The sequence below is a fragment of the Cellulomonas chitinilytica genome (genome assembly GCF_016862675.1).
In the GTDB taxonomy this organism is placed as follows: domain Bacteria; phylum Actinomycetota; class Actinomycetes; order Actinomycetales; family Cellulomonadaceae; genus Cellulomonas; species Cellulomonas chitinilytica.
The window spans coordinates 135,704-154,646 of sequence record NZ_BONK01000001.1; the positions used below are offsets into that span (position 1 = coordinate 135,704).

Here is an 18,943-nt window from a genome sequence, read left to right on the forward strand (position 1 = left end):
CGTCTCACAGGTGACTCCTCTTGCCAGTCGACTGGGCACGTCCCGTGCGGCGCCCGACCGTATCGCGGGCGCTCACGGCCGTGAACACCCCTGCCAGGTTCCGGGACGCCGAGAGCCGGCCGTGGCGAGGAGCCACGGCCGGCGTCGGTGCGTGCCGGGGACGACGGGTCAGGCGATCGCCGTCGTGATCTTGTCGAGCGCGGTACCCAGCTTCGAGGCGAGGTCCCACTTCGTGAAGCCCGCGATGAGGGCCGTGATGAGGAGCGCCACGACGACGACGATGCCGAGGTACTCCAGCGTGCCCTGGCCCGCCTCGCGCGCCTCGAGGGCCTTCTGCAGGCGGATCTTGGTGTTGACGAACATGCGGGTCATGAGGGTCCTCCTCGACGAGTGGCCGCCCGGTGGCTCCGGACGGTGCTGCTGAGCTGGTGGGCCCGGGCTGGTCGGCCCGTGCTGATGACGAGAACGCTACGAATCGACCCGCAGGTCGCGGCGGGTCCGTGGGCCCAACTTCGGACCCATCCGGCCCGCCGGTGCGGACCCATCGGGTCAGGACCCGCCGAGCCACAGCGACACCGCCTCCGCCCGGGTCCGCACGCCGAGGCGCGCGAAGATGTGGTTGACGTGGTTCTTCACGGTCTTCTCCGACAGGTAGCACCGCGCCGCGATCTCGGCGTTCGTGCGCCCCGCCGCGATGAGCTCCATGACCTCGCGCTGCCGCTCGGACAGGCCCACGTCGGGACGGACCGGGGCCGGGGCGGGCTGCACCTCCCACGTCGAGCGCAGCGCCTGCGCGGCGACGGGCGACAGCAGGAACGACCCCTCGGCGACCGCGAGGATCGACCGTTCGAGCTCGTGCGACTGGAACGTGCCGTGCACGAGGTACCCGGAGGCGCCGGCGTCGACCGCCGCCCGGACGACCTCGGGCGCGTCCGAGTACGTGAGCATGAGGACCTTCGTCCACGCGCGGACCGCGGAGGCGACCTGGACCCCGTCGCGCCGCGGCATCCGCACGTCGAGCAGCACGACGTCCGGGAGCACGGCCCGCACGACCCGCTCGGCCTCCTCGCCGTCGCCGGCCTCCCCGACCACGCGCAGCCGCGCCGAGGACTCCACGAGGCTGCGCAGACCCATCCGGATCACCGGGTTGTCGTCGACGATCACCACCGTGACCGGCGCGAGCGCGCCCTCACCGTCAGCGAGCACCCGCCACCACCTCCACCGGGCCGACCGTGACGACGACGCGTGTGCCGCGGCCCGGCGCGGACCGGACGTCGAGCATCGCCCCGGCGTGCGCGGCCCGTTCCCGCATGCCGGTCAGGCCGAAGTGGTGGCGCGGGCTGCGCCCGTCCGCCTGCGGCTCGAAGCCCTTGCCGTCGTCCGCGACCGAGACGACGACCTGCCCGTCGGTGTCCGTCAGGCTCACCTCCACGCGGGACGCCTGCGCGTGCCGCGCGACGTTCTCCAGGGCCTCCGCCACGATCGCCAGCACCTCGTAGCGCGCGCCCGTGGGCAGGTCCACGACGCCGTGCGTCGCGAAGTCGCACGCCGTGCCCGTGTCCGTCGACCACCGCCGGCACTGCTCGGCGAGGACCTGCGCGAGCGGCCGGTCGGGCTCGTCGGCCCGCATCCGCACCAGCAGCGTGCGGGCCTCCGCCGCGGCCTGGTGGGACGCGTCCGCGAGCCGCCCGGCGTACTCCGCCGCCCGCTCCGGGTCACGCTCCACCCACCCGGGCAGCGCCTCCGCCGCCATGGCGATGCCGTGCAGCGTCTTGCCGAGCGAGTCGTGCATCTCGCGGGCGAGCCGGGCGCGCTCGTCGGCGGACGCGACCGCACGGTGCGCCGCGACGAGCTCACGGGCGGCCTCCTTCTCGCGCTCGTGCGCGTGGCGGACGACCGCACCGATCGCGACCAGCGCCACGTACAGCGCGGGGATGCCCAGAGTGACCATGAACCCGGCCCGGGAGGACTCCTGGAGCACGTGCACCAGCAGGTAGCCCGCCACCATCGCGGTCGCACCGAGCACCGCAACCCGCCGGTCGAACAGCAGCCCCATGATCAGCGCGGTCGAGAACGTCGCCAGCACGAGGGGGCTCTCCACGCCGAGCGCCGCGACGACGGTGAGGGTGAGCAGCAGGTCGCCGACGACTGCGAGCGGGTGGTGCACCACGAACCGCGCGACGGCCGGGTAGACGAGGAACAGGAAGCTCGTCGCGGACAGCACGAGCACGCACGCGAGCATCGCCCCGGTGAGCGCCTCGCCGACCATCCCGACGAGCGCGACCGTGATCGCCAGCAGCCGCACGAGCAGGGCGACGCCGACGATCTGGTGGACGAAGTCGCGGTCCACCGTCAGAACCCGTCCAGCAGCGAGCCGAGGTCCACGTCGGCGCCGAGGAACAGCCCCACGACGACGAACACGAGGGCGCCGGGGACGAGGACGAGCGACGTGACGAGCGTGACGCGCGGGGCGGTGCGGGCGGCGGCGCGGCGCTGACGCTGGCCGCTCTCGCGGCGCATGTCGTCCGCGATCATCCGCAGCGACTCCGCGAGCGGCGCGCCGAGCTCCTGGGACTGCAGGAGCGCCGACACGAACTGCGCGACCGCCTCGGACGAGCTCCGCCGGCGCAGGTCGTCGAACGCGTCCCGCACCGACGCGCCGTTGGCGATCTGGTGCAGCGTGAGCGTGATCTCCTCCCCCAGCGGGCCCTGGAACCGCTCGGCGACGCGCGCGAGCGCGGCCCGGAAGTTCACGCCCGCCATCACCGTCACGGCGAGGACGTCGAGGAAGTCGGGCAGGTCGCGGTCGATGCGCTCACGCCGTCGCCGCTGCTCGCCCGCCACCCGGCTGAGCGGGAGCACGACCGGCACCACGAGCGCCAGCAGCGCACCCGCGACGCTGCCCGCGAGCAGCATGACGACGAACACCGGCAGGACGAGGATCGCCCACCAGGCGGTGCGGGTGAGGTAGCCGTCGACGGTCAGCCCGTCGGGGCGGCCGGCCTCGTCGATCATGCGCTGCAACTGCGCGAGGCGGCGCTGACCGAGCAGGCGACGCAGCCGCGGCACCTGCCCGCGTGCGAGCCGCTCGAGCGGGAACTCCCCCTCGGCGCGGCGGCGCTGCTGGCCCCGCAGGAGCCGCAGGTCGTCGACGGCGAGCGTGTCGAGGGCGTCGCGCCGCATCGTCCGGTACCCGACCAGGAGGAGCACCGCCGCGAGCGCGGCCCCGAGACCGGCGCCGAGCACCACCAGCGCGCTCATCCGTTGTACCTCGTCATCCGCCGGATGAGCAGGAAGCCGCCGATGAACAGGGCCGAGCCGACCACGAGCGCCGCGCGGCCGACCCAGGAGTCGAGCATCGCCTGCACCGTGCCGGGCTGGATGAAGTTGAGCAGGAACAGCAGCCCGAAGCCGAGCGCGATGACCATGTACCCGGTCGACGTCGACTGCGCGAGGGTCGTGCGGACCTCGCGGCGGATCTCGCGCCGCGCCTCGAGCGTGTCCGCGATGTCCCGCAGCGCCGTCACCAGCGAGCCACCGCTGCGCGCGCTGACGAGGAGCGTCGAGACGAGGACGGTGACCTCCCGCGACGGGAGCCGGCTCTCGAGACCCTGCATCGCGGTCTCGAGGCTGTCGCCGAACCGCATCCGGGACGCGACGCGGGCGAGCTCGGGCCCGGCGGGCGCCGACAGCTCGGCCGCCGCGACGCTCACGGCCGACGCGATGGACAGCCCCGCGCTCGTCGCGTTGGACATGACCCGCGCGAGCTCGGGCATCTGGGTGATGAACTGCTCGTTGCGCCGGTCGCGGGCCCGGGCGAGGTACGACCGGATCCCGAGGACGACGGCGGCCACGCCGAGCAGCCCGAACAGCGGTGCCAGGCCGACGGCGAGCACCCAGCCGACGAGCACGCCGCCGCCGACGGCGACGAGCGCGACGAGCAGCGGCGGGCGGCTCTCCTCACCGGCGAGCAGGAGCTGGCTCTCGACCCACCGGCCGGGCCGCGTCCGGCGGAACGACCGGTCCCACGCGGCGAACCGCGTCTGGGAGCCGACCTCGTCCGCCATGACGCCGGCGATGAACGAGCGTCGCCGGGCCGCGACCGACCCGAGGTCCCCGATCCCGACGACGAGCAGGATCGCGGCGGCCACGACCGCGACCAGGATCACCAGGACGGTCACGGCGTCCTCCCTCCGGTCGCGGCGTGCGCGCCGGGCTGCGCCGGGGGCGCGGGGGGTGCGAGCGGTGCGAGCGGTGCGGAGGGTGCGGGCGGTGCGGGGGCCGTCGGGGCGCCCGCGGCGATGCCGATCGGCTCACCGGCGATGCGGAGCCGGTCGAGGATCGGCTGCGGGATCGGGTACCGGACGAACCGCCCGGGCGGGCCGACCGGGTTCGGGATCTCGGGGTCCCACCGCATGAGCGGCTGGACGACGAAGTCCTCCCGGTGCCGGGACGCCACCCAGCCCACCTCGACGACGCGCCGCGTCCCGTCGGAGCCGCGCAGCAGCTGGATGACGAGGTCGACGGCGTTGTTCACCTGGTCGCGCAGGGCGTGGAACGGCACGTCGACGTCGCTCATCGACGCGAGGGTCTCCAGGCGGATCAGCGCGTCGACCGGTGAGTTCGCGTGGACGGTCGCGAGGGAGCCCTCGTGGCCGGTGTTCATCGCCTGGAGCATGTCGAGCGCCTCGCCGCCGCGGACCTCGCCGACGATCACGCGGTCGGGGCGCATGCGCAGCGCGTTGCGGACGAGGTCGCGGATCGTGACCTGGCCGTGCCCCTCGACGTTCGCGGGCCGCGTCTCCAGGCGCACGACGTGCTCCTGCCCGAGCGAGAGCTCCGCGGCGTCCTCGATGGTGATGATGCGCTGCCGCGACTGGATGAACGCCGACAGCGCGTTGAGCATCGTCGTCTTCCCGGACGACGTGCCCCCGGAGACGATGATGTTCAGCCGGGCCCGGACGCAGGCGGCGAGCAGCTCGGCCGTCCCCCGGTCGAGGCTGCCGCGGTTGAGCAGCTCGTCGAGGCCGTACGACTTCGGGAACAGCCGGATCGTGACGGTCGGGCCGTTGAGCACCAGCGGGGGCAGCACCACGTGCACACGGGCGCCGCGCGGCATCCGCTCGTCGGCGGGGAGCCGCGCGTCGACCATCGGGCTCGACTCGTCGACGCGCCGGTTCACGGTCGAGACGATCCGGTCGATCGTCTGGCGCAGCTGCTCCTCGGACGCGAACGCCGCGGGCACACGCTCGACCTGGCCGAACCGCTCCACGTAGATGGTCTCGGGGCCGTTGATCATGATCTCGGAGATCGAGTCGTCGGCGAGCAGCGGCTCGAGCACACCGAGGCCGATGGACTCGTCCACGACGCGACGGATGAGGGCGTTGCGCTCGCGCGTCGTGAGGATGACGCCCTCGGTCGACACGAGGTGGGCGACGACGCGCTCGAGCCGGATGCGGCGCTGACCGGGGTCGAGGCGGCCGAGCTCGTGCAGGTCGACCTCGTCGAGCAGCTTGCGCTTGAACGACGCGACGAGGCTCTCGTCGAGGTCGCTGCGCGACGAGGCCGCGACCGGGGCGGCGACCGCCGGTTCGAGGGCCTGGTCCTGGCGGTGGTCCCACTCGCCGAATCCCGCGCGCATCAGGGCGCCGTCCGCGGCATGACGGCCTGACGGGTGACCGTGAACGACGGGAAGATCGCGATGCGGGGCACCGGGACCTCGATCCGCACGGCACCGGCGGGGTACGTGATCTGCGCGGTCCGCAGACCGTTCGGCAGCGAGGCGTCCACGGCGGCCGGCACCGACCGGCCGAGGCTCGCCGCCCGGGCGCCGTCGCGGACCGCCTGGTTCGCGGCGTGAGCGGTGAGCCCGAACGCGGCGACTTGGAGGAACGCGAGCACGACGGCGACGAAGATCGGGACGAGGCCGAGCATCTCGATCGCCGTCGAGCCGCGCTCGTCGCGGGGGCGTGGGGCGCGCCGTCGGGTCACGGCTCCTGCACCACCTCTCGCGACACGGTCGCCGTCCACGGCGTGCTCATCAGCCCGGGGGCGACCGCGGGGATGCGCACGCTCACGTCGACGGACGACGGCAGCGGGCTCGCGAGCTCGAGGTCGACGTCGTCCCGCAGCCCTGTCGGGAACGCGTCGAGCGTCGCGGCGCGCACCTGCGCGGGCGTCTCGCCGAGCTGCACGGCACGTGCCGCCTCCGACGCGCCGTACCCGGTCCACACGTACGTGAGCCCCGTCAGGCCGAGCTGCCACAGCACCGCGCAGACCAGGAAGATCATCGGGAGCAGGGCGACCAGCTCGACGGCGGCCGACCCGGCGTCCCCGACCTTCTGCCGGCGGCCGGCGGCCCGCCGGGTGCCGGGCGCGGCGCCCGCCTCGGGCGACGCCGTGGCGGTCGAACGGACCACGCCGACCTCCCGGCCGACCGCCCGCAGGGCCTTCCACCAGGCGACCTCGGTGACCAGCTCGGGGGCGCGGGAGTTCATCGCGCTCTCCAGCCGGTGCCCCATGTCCTGGATGACCGTCGTGAGCATCGCGCCGGGCGACAGCCGCCGCACCGTCTCGGGCTGGACCTCGTCCTGCCGCGACGACTTGTTGAGCAGCACGTGCACGGTCTCCGGCTTGCGCACCTGCAGCGACTCCCACCAGCGCAGGTTCCGGCGCAGGGCCCGGATGCTCATGAGGTCGGGCGTGATGACGGAGACGACCTCGTCGGCGATCTCGACGACGGCGGCCTGCACCGGCGTCACGTGCGACCCGACGTCGACGATCACGAGGTCGTACTGCTGACGCAGCAGGCCGACGATCTGCCGGATCGCGGACGGCGTCACCCACTCGACGTCACGCACGTCGTCCGGCGGGAGGAGCAGGTGCAGGCCCGACTCGTGCTGGAAGACGGCGTCCGCGACGGTGCGCACCGACAGGTCCTGCGCGACCTTCGCGAGGTCGGCGACGGACGTGCGGGCGCGCGCCTCGATGAGGCTCGTGACGTCGCCCTTCTCGAGGTCCAGGTCGACGACGAGGACCTTGTGGTCCGGCAGCTCGCGCCGCACGTCCCACGCGAGGTGGGTGGCGACGGTCGTCGTGCCGACGCCGCCCTTGGTGCCGGCGACCGCCACGACGATGGCGCGGCCGCGGGCGCTGCCGCCGTCCGCCGACGCGCTGAGCAGCATCGAGTGCATGTGCCGCGACCAGTCGAGCGCGGTGTTGACGCGCTGCTGCACGTCGGCGAACGACAGCGGGTACGACAGGACGCCACGCGCGCCCGCGTCCATCGCCGAGGCGAGCGACTCCGGGTCGCCGTCGCTCGTGACGACGATCGCGACGCTCGCAGGCCGGCGCAGGCTCAGGTCGCGGACCACCTGGTGCACCGGCTCCGGCCCGAGCAGGTCGTGCACCAGCACGATGCTCGGGTCGTGCTGCAGCACGAGGTCGGTGAGCTCGGTGGTGGTCTCGCCGACCCCGACGACCTCGACGTCCGCGGCCTCGGCGATCTGGGCCCGCAGCTCGTACGCCAGGGACTGGTCGGCGCACCCGATGACGACAGTGCCGGCCATCAGCCGTTCACCCCTTCCGGAACGGCCTCGCCGCCGAGGTTCCCGGCGTCGAAGTCACCTTCCTCACCGGTCCGGTCCTCGCCGGATCCGGCGGGGAGCCCGACGAGCCGGACCTCCTTCGCGAAGGCGGCGGCGTACGTGACGGCGAGCGCGTCGTTCGGCTCGAGCGCGAGCGTGACCGGGACGACGGTCGACTGTCCGGTCGCGCTGTTCTCGTCGACCTGCACCTGGCTGCCGCGCACGGAGACCACGCGGACGTCCTCGACGAGGACCCGGACCTGCTTGGGCAGTCCCGGCACGTCGGCGAACACGGCGTAGATGTCGACGTGGTCGCCGGGCCGCACGCGGTCGGCGATGCCGGTCACCTCGTCGACGTTGATGGCGATCTCACGCTCGGTCGGGCTGAGGTCCGACGGCGGTACGAGCAGGTCGCTCGACAGGAGCGTGCCCGCGTCGAGGTTGACGCCGACCTTGCGCCCGACGAGGTCGTCCTTCGACACGAGCGCCGAGGGCGAGACCCACCTCTCGGGGACCTCGTCGGCGACGAGGGCGGACTCGTCGAGGACCGCGAACGCGGGGAGCGCCTCCGCCGCCCGGTACACGGTCACCATCGAGCCGACCTTGCTCGACACGCTGCCGACGTAGGACGCCACCAGGAAGAACACGACGACGGACAGCGCCGCGGAGAGCAGGATGAACAGGACACCTCGTCGTTGGCGGGGGTTCACGCACTTGCTCCTCGGGGCTCGACGGACACGGTCCGGCGGACATGGCAGAACGGGCAGAAGTCGGTGAAGACGGGCTCGGCGCACGCGGGGCAGCGGCCGGTCATCGCGGGCAGGTACACCCCGGCCCCGCCGGGCAGGGCGACCGCCTCGACGGCGCGGCTCGTGCCGAGCCGGTCGTGCTCGCGGGGGCGGATGCCCGGCAGGTCGACGATCTCGGTGCAGCCGCTCGCGGCGAGCAGGTGGGTCCGGGCGTGTGCCGGGACGCGGTCCAGCCCGCCGCAGTACAGGGTTCCCCTGTCGACGGCGGGCTCGTCGGGCCGTGCCCGCGGCCCGACGCCGCGGACGGCCGGCGCGGGACCGGACAGGGTGACGACGAAGCCGTCGCCGCCCGGGGACAGGGAGCGCACGTGCTGGCTCATCGACGGCGCGGGGTCCTCGAGCTTGGTGACGCTCGGCGTCCACGCGCCGCTCCACGTCTGCGCCGCGAGCGCGTCGAGGAAGGCGACGGTCTCGCCGGCCGACAGCGACGCCGACGCCGCCTGGGACGCCAGCATCAGGAGCGCGCCGGGCCCGTGCGGGAGGGTCCGCCAGGCCACCGCGACACCGCGGTCGGCGAGCGCGGCGGCCTGCTTGCGCACGAGGAGCTCGTGCCTGCGCTCGCCCACCAGCAGGGCGTGCGACGCCCCGGCGACGACGCCCGGGTCCGGCCCTGCGAGGTCGGCGGGCGCGACGACCGTCGACCGCGGGACGCCCGGGGGCGCCGGGAGCGGGTCCGCCGAGGCGACCATGGCGGAGACGACGATCGAGGGCATCCGGGCGGTACTCCCCTGGTGAGGCGTGCGGTGGGCGGGCGTCCGAGGCGGTCGGGTGGTCGTCGACGGCTCCGCGTGACGGGCTCGCGTGACGACGACCTTCGCGTCCCGACCGGTACGCCGGGGAGCGACGAGCGCACATGCTATTCGGACAGACCGTACGTACGGGGACGAATCCACCCGGATGAGCGTCTGCTCATCGTTGCCCCGGGTGACCATGCGGGACGCGCGCCGCAGGATCACCCGACCGGCCCAGCGGCCCTCGACACGGTCGGGTCCGCCGGGTTCGCCCGACCGAGCGACCCGCGGCTCGACCGCCCGCGCGGCGGGCAGCCGCACGGCGGGTCGGCCCGGCGCGCGGGTCAGGGGGCGGTCGGGCACGGCGCCCATCGTGGCGGTGGCCGGTCCCGCCGCGACGGGCCCTCGGGTGGGCCCCGGCGGCCCGCGCGGGCCCGCGGGCCTGCACCGGTCGTGGGCGCTGGGGCCCATCCGGCCGGGCCCGCGGCGGCCCGAGGCGGGACGCGCGACCCTCGCTCGCGGGGCGCGTCCGGGACGGCGGAAAACGTTTCGAGGCGTGTCGGTACCAGCACGTAACGTTGGTGCCCGTGCGCTCCCTCCCCCTCGACGACCCCGGCACGCCGCCGCTCACCGGCCCGCTGGCGCTGCTGTGGTGGCTGGCGCGCCGGCAGTGGGGCATCCTCCTCGTCGCCGTCGCGCTCGGCATCCTCATGTTCGCCTGCCAGGCGATCCTGCCCGCACTGACGGGCCGCGCGATCGACGGCGGCCTCGCGCACGGCTTCGGCCCCGACCTGTGGCGCGCCGCCGGCGCCCTGGGCGTGCTCGGCGTGGTCAGCGCCGCCGCCTCCGCGGTCGGCCACCGGTTCGACATCGCGAACTGGCTGCGGGCCGCGTTCACGTCGTCCCAGCTCGTCGGACGGACCGTGTCGCGGTCCGGGCACGCGATCACCGCCGAGCTGCCGACCGGTGAGGTCGTCTCCGCGGTCGCCAACGACGCGCTGCGGATCGGCGAGGTCTACGCGGTGGCCGCCCGGTTCGTCGGCAGCATCGTCGCCTACGGCGTCGCCGCCGTCTTCATGCTGCGGCTGTCCGTCACGCTCGGCCTCGTCGTGCTCCTCGGCCTGCCGACCGTCGCGGTCGCCCTGGGCCTGCTGGTCAAGCCGCTGCAGCATCGCCAGGCCGCCCAGCGCGAGGCGTCGGGCCGCCTGACGACGCTCGGGTCCGACACAGTCTCCGGCCTGCGCATCCTGCGCGGCATCGGCGGCGAGGGCGTGTTCAACGCCCGCTACCGCGAGCAGTCGCAGGTCGTGCGCGGCCGGGGCGTCGCCGTGGCGACCACCCAGTCGTGGCTCGACGCGCTGCAGGTGCTGCTGCCCGGCCTGTTCGTCGCCGTGCTCATCTGGCTCGGCGCGCACATGGCGCTCGCGGGCGAGATCACGCCCGGCCAGCTCGTCGCCACCTACGGCTACGCCGCGTTCCTGGGCTGGCCGGTGCAGAACGCCACGATGATGCTGCAGGCCGCCACCCGCGCCCACGTCGGCGCCGGGAAGGTCATCAACGTGCTCAAGGTCGTGCCGTCCACGGGTGCCCGGCCGGCGACCGCGCAGGCACCGGACGGCGAGGTCCCGCTCGTCGACGAGACCAGCGGCGTCACCATCGAGCCCGGACGCGTCGTCGCGCTCGTCGGCGCCGACCCGGACGAGTCGGCGCGCATCGCGACCCGACTCGGCCGGTTCGACGACGACGGCGAGGCCGACACCCCGGTCCGGCTCGGCGACGTGCTGCTCGCCGAGATCGACAAGGAGCACGTCCGCCGCCGGATCGTCGTCGCCGAGGCGACGCCGCACCTGTTCTCCGGCGTGCTCGCCGAGGAGCTCGACGTGCACGGCGACCAGGACGAGGACCGCCTCCTCGCGGCCGTCGCGCTCGCCGACGCGCACGACGTGCTCGACTCCGTGCCCGACGGCCTCGCGGGCGAGCTGCCCGAGAAGGGCCGGTCGCTCTCGGGCGGCCAGCGGCAGCGCGTCGCGCTCGCCCGGGCGCTGCTGCTCGACCCGGAGATCCTCGTGCTCGTCGAGCCGACCAGCGCGGTCGACGCCCACACCGAGGCGCGGATCGCGTCGCGACTCGCGGACGCCCGGCGCGGGCGCTCGACGCTCGTCGTCACCGCGTCGCCGCTCGTGCTGGACCACGTCGACGAGGTGCAGTTCGTGCAGGACGGCCAGCTCGTGGCCCGCGGCACGCACGACGAGCTGCTGTCCGGTGCGGCCGGGGCACTCACCGCCGCCGCCTACCGGCGCGTCGTCGGGCGGCACCTCGACGAGGAGGCGGCGGAGGACGCCGCCCCCGAGCTCGACCTGCTGGAGGACTCCGTGACCCAGGGAGGAGGACGACCGTGAAGCTCCCCATCGCCGACTCGGCCGCCGTGCGGGCGTACGCGACCCACCTGCTGCGCACGCACCGCCGGCCGCTGACGAAGATCGCGACGCTGCACACCCTCGCCGCGGTCGCGGGCCTGACCGGTCCGTGGTTGCTGGGCCGGCTCGTCGACGCCGTCAACGACGGCACGAGCGTCTCCTACGTCGACCGGCTCATCGCGTTCGGCGTCACCGCCGTGCTCGCGCAGACCGTGCTCATCCGGTTCGCGCAGAAGTCGTCGATGGTGTTCGGCGAGATGGTGTTCGCGCAGCTCCGCGAGGAGTTCATCGAGACCGTCACGTCGCTGCCGCTGTCCACGGTGGAGCGGGCCGGCACGGGCGACCTCGTCGCGCGGACGACGAACGACGTCAACCGGCTGCAGCACGCCGTCCGGTTCGGCGTGCCGCGGGTCATCGTCGCCGTCGTCACGATCACGCTCACCGTCGCCGCGAGCCTGCTCATGTCGCCGCTGGTGGCGGTCGCGATGTTCGTCGGCGTGCCCGGGATGCTCGTCGTCGTCCGCTGGTACCTCAAGCGCGCGACGCCCGCCTACCAGCGCGAGTCCGCGTCGTACGCGGCGCTCAACGGCACGATCACGGAGTCCGTCGAGGGCGCCCGCACCGTCGACGCGCTGCGTCTCGGCCCGCGCCGGCTCGGCCGCGTCAACGCGAACCTGCACGAGGCGTTCCTCGCCGAGAAGGAGACGCTGCGGCTGCGCACGGTCCTGTTCCCCGGGATCGACCTCGCGTTCGTGCTCGCGCCCGTCGCGGTGCTGCTGTGGGGCGGGTACCTCGCGTCGAACGGCTACGTCTCGCTCGGCGCCGTCGTCACGATCGTCATGTACACGTACCAGGTGACGGGGCCCGTCTGGGAGCTGATCTTCTGGGTCGACGAGATCCAGGTGGCCGCCACGTCGCTCGCGCGCATCGTCGGCGTGCAGCTCGTCGAGCCGGACCGCGAGACGCGCGAGGGCACGCCCGCCGACGAGGACATCAGCACCCGTGGCCTGCGGTACGCGTACCGCGAGGGGCACGACGTGCTGCACTCGATCGACCTCGACCTGCGGCACGGCGAGCGGCTGGCCGTCGTCGGGCCGTCCGGTGCGGGCAAGTCGACGCTCGGGCGCATGCTCGCCGGCATCCACCCGCCCACCGGCGGTTCCGTGACGGTCGGCGGCGTGCCGCTCGTCGACCTGCCGCTGGAGGAGCTGCGCGGGCACGTCGCGCTCGTCACGCAGGAGCACCACGTGTTCGTCGGGACGGTCGGGGACAACCTGCGGCTCGCCGACGACACCGCGACCGACGCGGACCTGGAGCGCGCCCTGCGGGCCGTCGAGGCGTGGGACTGGGTCGCCGCGATGCCCGACGGGCTCGCGACCGAGGTCGGCTCCGGCGGCGCCCCGTTGACGCCCGCCCAGGCCCAGCAGATCGCGCTCGCCCGGCTGGTGCTGCTCGACCCGCACACGCTCGTGCTCGACGAGGCGACGTCCCTGCTCGACCCGCGGGCGGCACGGCACCTCGAGAAGTCGCTGTCGGCCGTCCTGGCGGGCCGGACCGTCGTCGCGATCGCGCACCGGCTGCACACCGCGCACGACGCCGACCGGGTCGCCGTGGTCGACGCGGGCCGAATCTCCGAGATCGGGCCGCACGACGAGCTGGTGGCCGCCGGCGGCGACTACGCCGCGCTGTGGCACTCGTGGCAGCACGAGTGAGATGACCGGCCCGATCGCCCTGCGAGGGGGTGTCGTCCTTCCGGACGACGCCCTCTCGTGGCGTTTCTCGCGGTCCGGCGGCCCCGGCGGTCAGTCGGTGAACACCGCGGACTCGCGCGCGGAGCTGTCCGTGGACCTCACGGCCGTGCTCTGGGTGGTGCCCGAGCAGGAGGAGCGGGTCCGTGAGCGGCTCGCGCACCGGCTGCGCGGCGACGTGCTGACCGTCGCCGCGTCCGAGCAGCGGTCCCAGCTGCGCAACCGGGAGGCCGCGCTCGCCCGCGTCGTCGCGATCCTCGACGACGCGCTCACGCCCCCGGGCCCGCCCCGCCGGGCCACCCGGCCGAGCCGCGCGTCGCGCGAGCGGCGGGCCGCCGGGGAGAAGCAGCGGCGCGCCGTCAAGGAGCTGCGCCGCCGGCCGCCGCTGGGCTGATCGACCCGACCTCACCTCGGCCGGCCGGAGGTGCGTGACGCTCGGCTCGAGCCGTCAGGTCAGCCGGGCACGTCCACGCGGAACCGCCCGTGCTCGTCGAACCGGGCGGGCAGCACCTCCGTCACCCACGACGGGTCGATCGGGCCGTACACGTGCGGGAACAGCTCACCCGTCCCACCGTCCTCCTCGATCACCGGGACGCCCGCCGCGCCGACCAGCGCCTCGTCGAGCACCAGGACGACGAGGTCCTCGGGGTCGTCCGCGTACACGGCCTCTGCGACGTGGGCGAGCTGTGCGGGTCTCGACGCGTGCACGAAGCCCACCTCGTCGAGCGTCCGGCCCCTGGTCGAGACCCGGTACGTGCCGGCCGCACACGCGGCGTCCCAGTCGGCGCGGTGCGCGAGATGCCAGAGCCCCATGCGCGCCAGCCAACCACGTCGCCGGCACCTCGGCGGGCGACCGCCCGCTCCTCGGTGGCAAGCCCTCGTGCAGGAGGCGACGTACTCCTGACACGACAAGCTCGAGGTTTGTCGCTCAACGGCTCGGCAAATGACAACACGACAACTGGCGGGTCGGTCCGATGCGGGCCAGATCACCCCTCCGGGGCGGGCCGGATCCCGAGCAGGTCTCCCGGTGTGCAGGCCAGCACGTCGCACACCGCGGTCAGCGTGGTGAACCGGATGGCACGCGCGCGGTCGTTCTTGAGGACGGACAGGTTCGCCACGGTGATCCCCGCCCGCTCGGCGAGCTCGACGAGCGTCATCCCCCGCTCGGCGAGCAGCCGGTCGAGGCGGCACACGACGCGATGGTCGTCGTCCGCGGTCACACGAGCCCCTCGACGTCGCGCGTCATGCGCTCGCCCGCCGCGAACGCGACCGCCACGACGAGGACCAGCACCGCCACCCACACCGAGTCGAACGACAGCTGCACGACGCCGGCGAACGTCGGGTTCGCGTCGAGCCCGGTGCGGGCCAGGACGAGCAGGCCCGCCCACTGCGGCAGCAGCGGCGCGACGACCCCGGCGACCCCCACGACGGCCGCTGACCAGGCGATCCGGCGCGAGCTTCCGGGGGCGAACGGGCGACCACCGGCGACAGCACGGAGCACGGGCTGGAGGAGCAGTGCGCCCGCGAGGAACGCGATCCCGCCCACGAGCCCGCTGCCGCGGGCGAGCACCTGCTCAGCTCGGGTCGACCCCCAGGCCGCCAGCGTCACCCGGCTGTCGACGTTCACGCCGCCGGTGGGCTCGGCGCCGGACACCCAGCCGTCCGGGATCTCGACGCCGGGGAGCTCGAGCTGGACGTTGCCCCATCCCGCGGACGGCTCGGCAGCGAGCAGGACCGGGACCTTGACGGTGGCCGGTGCCTGCGTCGCGCCGTTGACGACGTACGCGACGCTGCCCAAGCCGGCGATCCAGCCGAGCAGCACGAGGCCGGTCGCGAGCCGGTCGATCCAGCGCGCGATGCGGTCGGGCGCGGCGGAAGGACGGTGGGCGGCGGTGTCGACCGGCACGGGAAGCTCCTTGGCACATCGAGAATCGATATGGCGCACCGTAGCGGAGGTCGGTCCCGCGCGAGGGCGAAAACGAGGCGGGGCGTCAGGCGGCGGCCGGCGGTGCCGGTGGACCCGCCGGGGCCGGGGACGAGCCGCGCGGCTCCGGTCGGCCGCCGGCGGCCTCGTCGCGGACCAGCCGGAGCCACAGCAGCACCGCGAACCCGCCGAACAGCCACCACTGCGCGGCGTAGGCGAGGTTCTGCAGGTTGAGCCCGGCGCCGGGCTTGCGGGGCGGGTCGAGGATCGCGACCGCGTCCGACTGGGCGGGGTCGGAGGTCGCGACGACGAGGTAGCCGGTGTAGATGGGGCCGCCCCACACGTTGAGGAGCTCGGCGGACGAGACCGCGTCGGCGCGGCCGCTGGTCCCGTCCTCACCGAGCCGCACCCCGTCCCCGGCCTGCTCGGACGCCTGCAGGTACCCGACGACGGTCACGTCGCCGGCCGGCGGCACGTCGGCGTCGGCCGGTGCGGCGACCCACCCGCGCACCACGGGCAGCACCGCTCCCCCGGGCTCGCGCAGCGGCGTGACGACGAGGTACCCGGTGACCCCGTCGTGCGCGCGGCCGCCCACGAGGAGCTGTCCGGCGGCGTCGTACGCGCCGGTCACGGTGACCTTGCGGCTGACCATGTCGCCGCGGAACGAGGTCTGCGGCGTGAGGACGTCGCCGAGCGGGACGGGCGGGGCGGCGACGAGCGCGGCGACGTGCCGGTCCTCCGCCTTCGCGCCCCGCACCTGAGCCCGGTCGAGCTGCCAGGCCCCGAGCCGGGCGCACACCGCCGCGGCCGCCAGGAGCACCACGAGCAGCACGATCATCCGAGGCCGCACGGCGGCGCGCAGCAGCGTCGTCTGCGGGCGCGGCTCGGTCACGCCGCCACGGTAACCCGGCCGCCGCGGTGCCCCGGACCGCCCACCGGCCCCCCGGTGCCCACGCACGGGCGAACGGCCGCTGACCTGCACGTGGACACCAGGGGCACGTCGTCGTGTGATCTCCCACACCCGTGCGGGTCCGGCGTGAGTGCGGTTGTATGACAGGTGGGCGTCGACGTGACCTGACAGGGGGTTGCCGGGACGTACGTCCCGGGTCGCGGCCCCGTCCCACGCAAGGCTGGCATCGGCACCGGCGGCCCGCCGCCGGAGGACCTTCGGACGATCACGGGGAGCACGCAATGAGCACGACGACGTCGGCGTCCACCGCCTGGCGCACCGGCACGGGCGGGGTGGTCGAGACCGAGACGCTCGAGCGCATCGACAAGTGGTGGCGCGCGGCGAACTACCTGTCCGTCGGTCAGATCTACCTGCTCGACAACCCGCTGCTGCGGCAGCCGCTCACCCGTGACCACGTCAAGCCGCGCCTGCTCGGCCACTGGGGCACCACGCCCGGCCTGAACTTCATCTACGCGCACCTCAACCGGGCCATCGCGGAGCGGCAGCAGTCGACGATCTACATCATCGGCCCCGGTCACGGCGGTCCCGGGCTCGTCGCGAGCGCGTACCTCGACGGCACGTACTCCGAGGTGTACTCCGACATGACGGAGGACGAGGAGGGCCTGCGCCGGCTGTTCCGGCAGTTCTCGTTCCCGGGCGGCATCCCGTCGCACGTCGCGCCCGAGACGCCCGGCTCGATCCACGAGGGCGGCGAGCTCGGGTACGCCCTGTCCCACGCGTACGGCGCGGCGTTCGACAACCCCGACCTGCTGGTCGCGACGATCGTCGGCGACGGCGAGGCGGAGACCGGGCCGCTGGCCACGAGCTGGCACTCGAACAAGTTCGTCAACCCGGAGCAGGACGGCGTCGTGCTGCCGATCCTGCACCTCAACGGCTACAAGATCGCCAACCCGACGGTCCTCGCCCGCATCAGCGACGAGGAGCTCGAGTCGCTGATGGTCGGGTACGGGCACAAGCCGCACGTGTTCGTGGCGGGGTTCGACGACGAGCCGCACGTCGACGTCCACCGCCGGTTCGCGACGCTGCTCGACGAGGTGCTCGACGAGATCGCCGAGATCAAGCGGCTCGCCCGCGAGGGCGACGAGCGGCGACCGCAGTGGCCGATGATCGTGTTCCGCACCCCGAAGGGCTGGACGGGTCCGGCGACCATCGACGGCAAGAAGACGACGGGCTCGTGGCGGGCGCACCAGGTGCCGCTGGCGAGCGCCCGGGACACCCCGGAGCACCTCGACGTGCTGCGGCAGTGGCTCGAGTCGTACCGGGTGGACGAGCTGTTCGACGAGAACGGCCGCGTGCACGACGACGTGCGGGCGATCAACCCCGAGGGCCACCTGCGGATGAGCGACAACCCGCACGCGAACGGCGGGCTGCTGCTCAAGGACCTGCGGCTGCCGGACTTCCGCGACTACGCGGTCGACGTGCCCGCGCCGGGCGGGTCGATCAGCGAGGCGCCGCGCATCCTCGGGCAGTGGCTCACGGACGTCATCCGGCAGAACCCGGACAACTTCCGGATCTTCGGGCCCGACGAGACGGCGTCGAACCGCCTGCAGGCCGTGTTCGACGTGACGGACAAGCAGTGGAACGCCGAGTTCTACGGCGCGGACGTCGACGAGCACCTGGCCCGCGCGGGCCGCGTGATGGAGATGCTGTCCGAGCACCAGTGCCAGGGGTGGCTCGAGGGCTACCTGCTGACGGGGCGCCACGGGCTGCTGACCAGCTACGAGGCGTTCATCCACATCATCGACTCGATGTTCAACCAGCACGCCAAGTGGCTGAAGGTCACGAACGACATCCCGTGGCGGCGGCCCGTCGCGAGCCTCAACTACCTGCTGTCCAGCCACGTGTGGCGCCAGGACCACAACGGGTTCAGCCACCAGGACCCCGGGTTCATCGACCACGTGGTGAACAAGAAGGCCGAGGTCGTCCGGGTGTACCTGCCGCCGGACGCGAACACGCTCCTGTCGACGTACGACCACTGCCTGCGCAGCCGCCAGTACGTCAACGTCGTCGTCGCCGGCAAGCAGCCGGCGCCGAACTTCCTCACGATGGACGAGGCGATCGCGCACTGCACGCGCGGCCTGGGCATCTGGGACTGGGCGGGCACCGAGGTGCCGGGCGAGAAGCCCGACGTGGTGCTGGCCGCCGCGGGCGACGTGCCGACGCTCGAGGTGCTGGCCGCGGCCGACATCCTCAAGCGCGAGCTGCCGGACCTCAAGGTGCGCGTCATCAACGTCGTCGACCTCATGCGGCTGCAGGACGAGCGGGAGCACCCGCACGGCCTGTCCGACAAGCAGTTCGACGGCCTGTTCACGCCCGACCGGCCCGTGGTGTTCGCGTACCACGGCTACCCGTGGCTCATCCACCGCCTCACCTACCGCCGCACGGGCCACAGCAACATCCACGTGCGCGGCTACAAGGAGGAGGGCACCACCACGACGCCGTTCGACATGGTGATGCTCAACGACCTCGACCGCTTCCACCTCGTCATCGACGTCATCGACCAGGTCCCGCACCTCGGCACCGCGCAGGCCGGGCTCCGCCAGAAGATGGTCGACGCCCGTCTGCGGGCCCGCGAGTACACGCGCGAGCACGGGGACGACCTGCCGGAGGTCCGCGACTGGGTGTGGCCCGACGCGGGCGACGCCGCCGACTCCGGGGAGGTCGCCGCGACGCTCTCCACCGGCGGGGACAACGAGTAGCACGCACGACGCCCGGGCGGGCGGCGACCCCGACCGCCCGGGCACCGCACCATCACAGC

The 18,943-nt window shown here is 74.0% G+C and carries 18 protein-coding genes; 4 read left to right on the top strand and 14 right to left on the bottom strand.

From position 1 onward, the window contains the following. Positions 1-168: 168 nt before the first annotated feature. The 10 genes from Cch01nite_RS00620 to Cch01nite_RS00665 form a co-directional block, all read right to left on the bottom strand. Positions 169-372 (bottom strand): hypothetical protein, encoded by a 204-nt coding sequence (locus tag Cch01nite_RS00620; protein WP_203747280.1) that lies wholly within the window; start codon positions 370-372, stop codon positions 169-171. Positions 373-549: 177 nt separating this feature from the next. Continuing rightward, positions 550-1,206: a response regulator gene (locus tag Cch01nite_RS00625; protein WP_203747281.1), complete on the bottom strand. Its 657-nt coding sequence runs from the start codon at positions 1,204-1,206 to the stop codon at positions 550-552. Next, positions 1,196-2,350, bottom strand: a complete 1,155-nt coding sequence (locus Cch01nite_RS00630; RefSeq protein WP_203747282.1) for a sensor histidine kinase — start codon at positions 2,348-2,350, stop codon at positions 1,196-1,198. The genes Cch01nite_RS00625 and Cch01nite_RS00630 overlap by 11 nt, the downstream gene beginning before the upstream one ends. A gap of 2 nt (positions 2,351-2,352) precedes the next feature. Beyond that, the gene (locus tag Cch01nite_RS00635; RefSeq protein WP_203747283.1) at positions 2,353-3,261 is read right to left on the bottom strand and encodes a type II secretion system F family protein; all 909 of its coding nucleotides are present in this window, start codon (positions 3,259-3,261) and stop codon (positions 2,353-2,355) included. Beyond that, positions 3,258-4,181, bottom strand: coding sequence for a type II secretion system F family protein (locus tag Cch01nite_RS00640; RefSeq protein WP_203747285.1), 924 nt, complete (start codon positions 4,179-4,181; stop codon positions 3,258-3,260). Before Cch01nite_RS00640 ends, Cch01nite_RS00635 begins: the two co-directional genes overlap by 4 nt. Then, complete coding sequence (locus Cch01nite_RS00645) at positions 4,178-5,641, bottom strand: TadA family conjugal transfer-associated ATPase (RefSeq protein WP_203747288.1); 1,464 nt, start codon at positions 5,639-5,641, stop codon at positions 4,178-4,180. Before Cch01nite_RS00645 ends, Cch01nite_RS00640 begins: the two co-directional genes overlap by 4 nt. Beyond that, on the bottom strand, positions 5,641-5,991 hold the full coding sequence (locus Cch01nite_RS00650; protein WP_203747291.1) for a TadE/TadG family type IV pilus assembly protein: 351 nt from the start codon (positions 5,989-5,991) through the stop codon (positions 5,641-5,643). Before Cch01nite_RS00650 ends, Cch01nite_RS00645 begins: the two co-directional genes overlap by 1 nt. Further along, positions 5,988-7,568, bottom strand: a complete 1,581-nt coding sequence (locus Cch01nite_RS00655) for a CpaE/TadZ family protein (RefSeq protein ID WP_203747294.1) — start codon at positions 7,566-7,568, stop codon at positions 5,988-5,990. The genes Cch01nite_RS00650 and Cch01nite_RS00655 overlap by 4 nt, the downstream gene beginning before the upstream one ends. Continuing rightward, on the bottom strand, positions 7,568-8,296 hold the full coding sequence (gene cpaB, locus Cch01nite_RS00660; RefSeq protein ID WP_203747297.1) for a Flp pilus assembly protein CpaB: 729 nt from the start codon (positions 8,294-8,296) through the stop codon (positions 7,568-7,570). Before cpaB ends, Cch01nite_RS00655 begins: the two co-directional genes overlap by 1 nt. Beyond that, positions 8,293-9,108, bottom strand: coding sequence for a hypothetical protein (locus tag Cch01nite_RS00665; protein WP_203747300.1), 816 nt, complete (start codon positions 9,106-9,108; stop codon positions 8,293-8,295). Before Cch01nite_RS00665 ends, cpaB begins: the two co-directional genes overlap by 4 nt. Before the next feature lie 605 nt (positions 9,109-9,713). Between Cch01nite_RS00665 and Cch01nite_RS00670 the strand changes: the two genes are divergently transcribed. Genes Cch01nite_RS00670 through arfB form a run of 3 tightly spaced genes read left to right on the top strand, consistent with a single transcriptional unit; the run spans position 9,714 to position 13,685 of the window. Next, the gene (locus Cch01nite_RS00670) at positions 9,714-11,525 is read left to right on the top strand and encodes an ABC transporter ATP-binding protein (protein ID WP_203747303.1); all 1,812 of its coding nucleotides are present in this window, start codon (positions 9,714-9,716) and stop codon (positions 11,523-11,525) included. Beyond that, positions 11,522-13,255: an ABC transporter ATP-binding protein gene (locus tag Cch01nite_RS00675; protein ID WP_203747306.1), complete on the top strand. Its 1,734-nt coding sequence runs from the start codon at positions 11,522-11,524 to the stop codon at positions 13,253-13,255. The genes Cch01nite_RS00670 and Cch01nite_RS00675 overlap by 4 nt, the downstream gene beginning before the upstream one ends. Position 13,256: 1 nt before the next feature. Then, entirely contained in the window at positions 13,257-13,685 is a 429-nt protein-coding gene (gene arfB / locus Cch01nite_RS00680) for an alternative ribosome rescue aminoacyl-tRNA hydrolase ArfB (RefSeq protein WP_203747309.1), read from the top strand. A gap of 59 nt (positions 13,686-13,744) precedes the next feature. Here the strand turns inward: arfB and Cch01nite_RS00685 are convergent, their stop codons facing one another. The 4 genes from Cch01nite_RS00685 to Cch01nite_RS00700 all read right to left on the bottom strand — a co-directional run bounded on the left by Cch01nite_RS00685 (position 13,745) and on the right by Cch01nite_RS00700 (position 16,107). Next, positions 13,745-14,104 carry a DUF952 domain-containing protein gene (locus Cch01nite_RS00685; protein ID WP_203747311.1) on the bottom strand — a complete coding sequence of 120 codons (360 nt, stop codon included), beginning with the start codon at positions 14,102-14,104 and terminating at the stop codon, positions 13,745-13,747. Positions 14,105-14,277: 173 nt separating this feature from the next. Beyond that, positions 14,278-14,511, bottom strand: coding sequence for a helix-turn-helix domain-containing protein (locus Cch01nite_RS00690; RefSeq protein ID WP_203747313.1), 234 nt, complete (start codon positions 14,509-14,511; stop codon positions 14,278-14,280). After that, positions 14,508-15,197 carry a hypothetical protein gene (locus tag Cch01nite_RS00695; protein ID WP_203747315.1) on the bottom strand — a complete coding sequence of 230 codons (690 nt, stop codon included), beginning with the start codon at positions 15,195-15,197 and terminating at the stop codon, positions 14,508-14,510. The genes Cch01nite_RS00690 and Cch01nite_RS00695 overlap by 4 nt, the downstream gene beginning before the upstream one ends. A gap of 85 nt (positions 15,198-15,282) precedes the next feature. Then, a complete protein-coding gene (locus Cch01nite_RS00700; protein ID WP_239069693.1) occupies positions 15,283-16,107 on the bottom strand; it encodes an SURF1 family protein in 825 nt (274 codons plus the stop codon). A 299-nt stretch (positions 16,108-16,406) separates the two neighbouring features. On the opposite strand from Cch01nite_RS00700, the gene Cch01nite_RS00705 reads away from it, so the two are divergent. After that, a complete protein-coding gene (locus tag Cch01nite_RS00705; RefSeq protein ID WP_203747317.1) occupies positions 16,407-18,884 on the top strand; it encodes a phosphoketolase family protein in 2,478 nt (825 codons plus the stop codon). Positions 18,885-18,943: the final 59 nt, after the last annotated feature.

Bases quoted from the DNA above. Each gene is read 5' to 3' on its own strand.
- Cch01nite_RS00620 (WP_203747280.1), bottom strand. From the start codon at position 372: ATGACCCGCATGTTCGTCAACACCAAGATCCGCCTGCAGAAGGCCCTC.
- Cch01nite_RS00635 (WP_203747283.1), bottom strand. From the start codon at position 3,261: ATGAGCGCGCTGGTGGTGCTCGGCGCCGGTCTCGGGGCCGCGCTCGCG.
- Cch01nite_RS00645 (WP_203747288.1), bottom strand. From the start codon at position 5,641: ATGCGCGCGGGATTCGGCGAGTGGGACCACCGCCAGGACCAGGCCCTC.
- Cch01nite_RS00655 (WP_203747294.1), bottom strand. From the start codon at position 7,568: ATGGCCGGCACTGTCGTCATCGGGTGCGCCGACCAGTCCCTGGCGTAC.
- Cch01nite_RS00665 (WP_203747300.1), bottom strand. From the start codon at position 9,108: ATGCCCTCGATCGTCGTCTCCGCCATGGTCGCCTCGGCGGACCCGCTC.
- arfB (WP_203747309.1), top strand. From the start codon at position 13,257: ATGACCGGCCCGATCGCCCTGCGAGGGGGTGTCGTCCTTCCGGACGAC.
- Cch01nite_RS00685 (WP_203747311.1), bottom strand. From the start codon at position 14,104: ATGGGGCTCTGGCATCTCGCGCACCGCGCCGACTGGGACGCCGCGTGT.
- Cch01nite_RS00705 (WP_203747317.1), top strand. From the start codon at position 16,407: ATGAGCACGACGACGTCGGCGTCCACCGCCTGGCGCACCGGCACGGGC.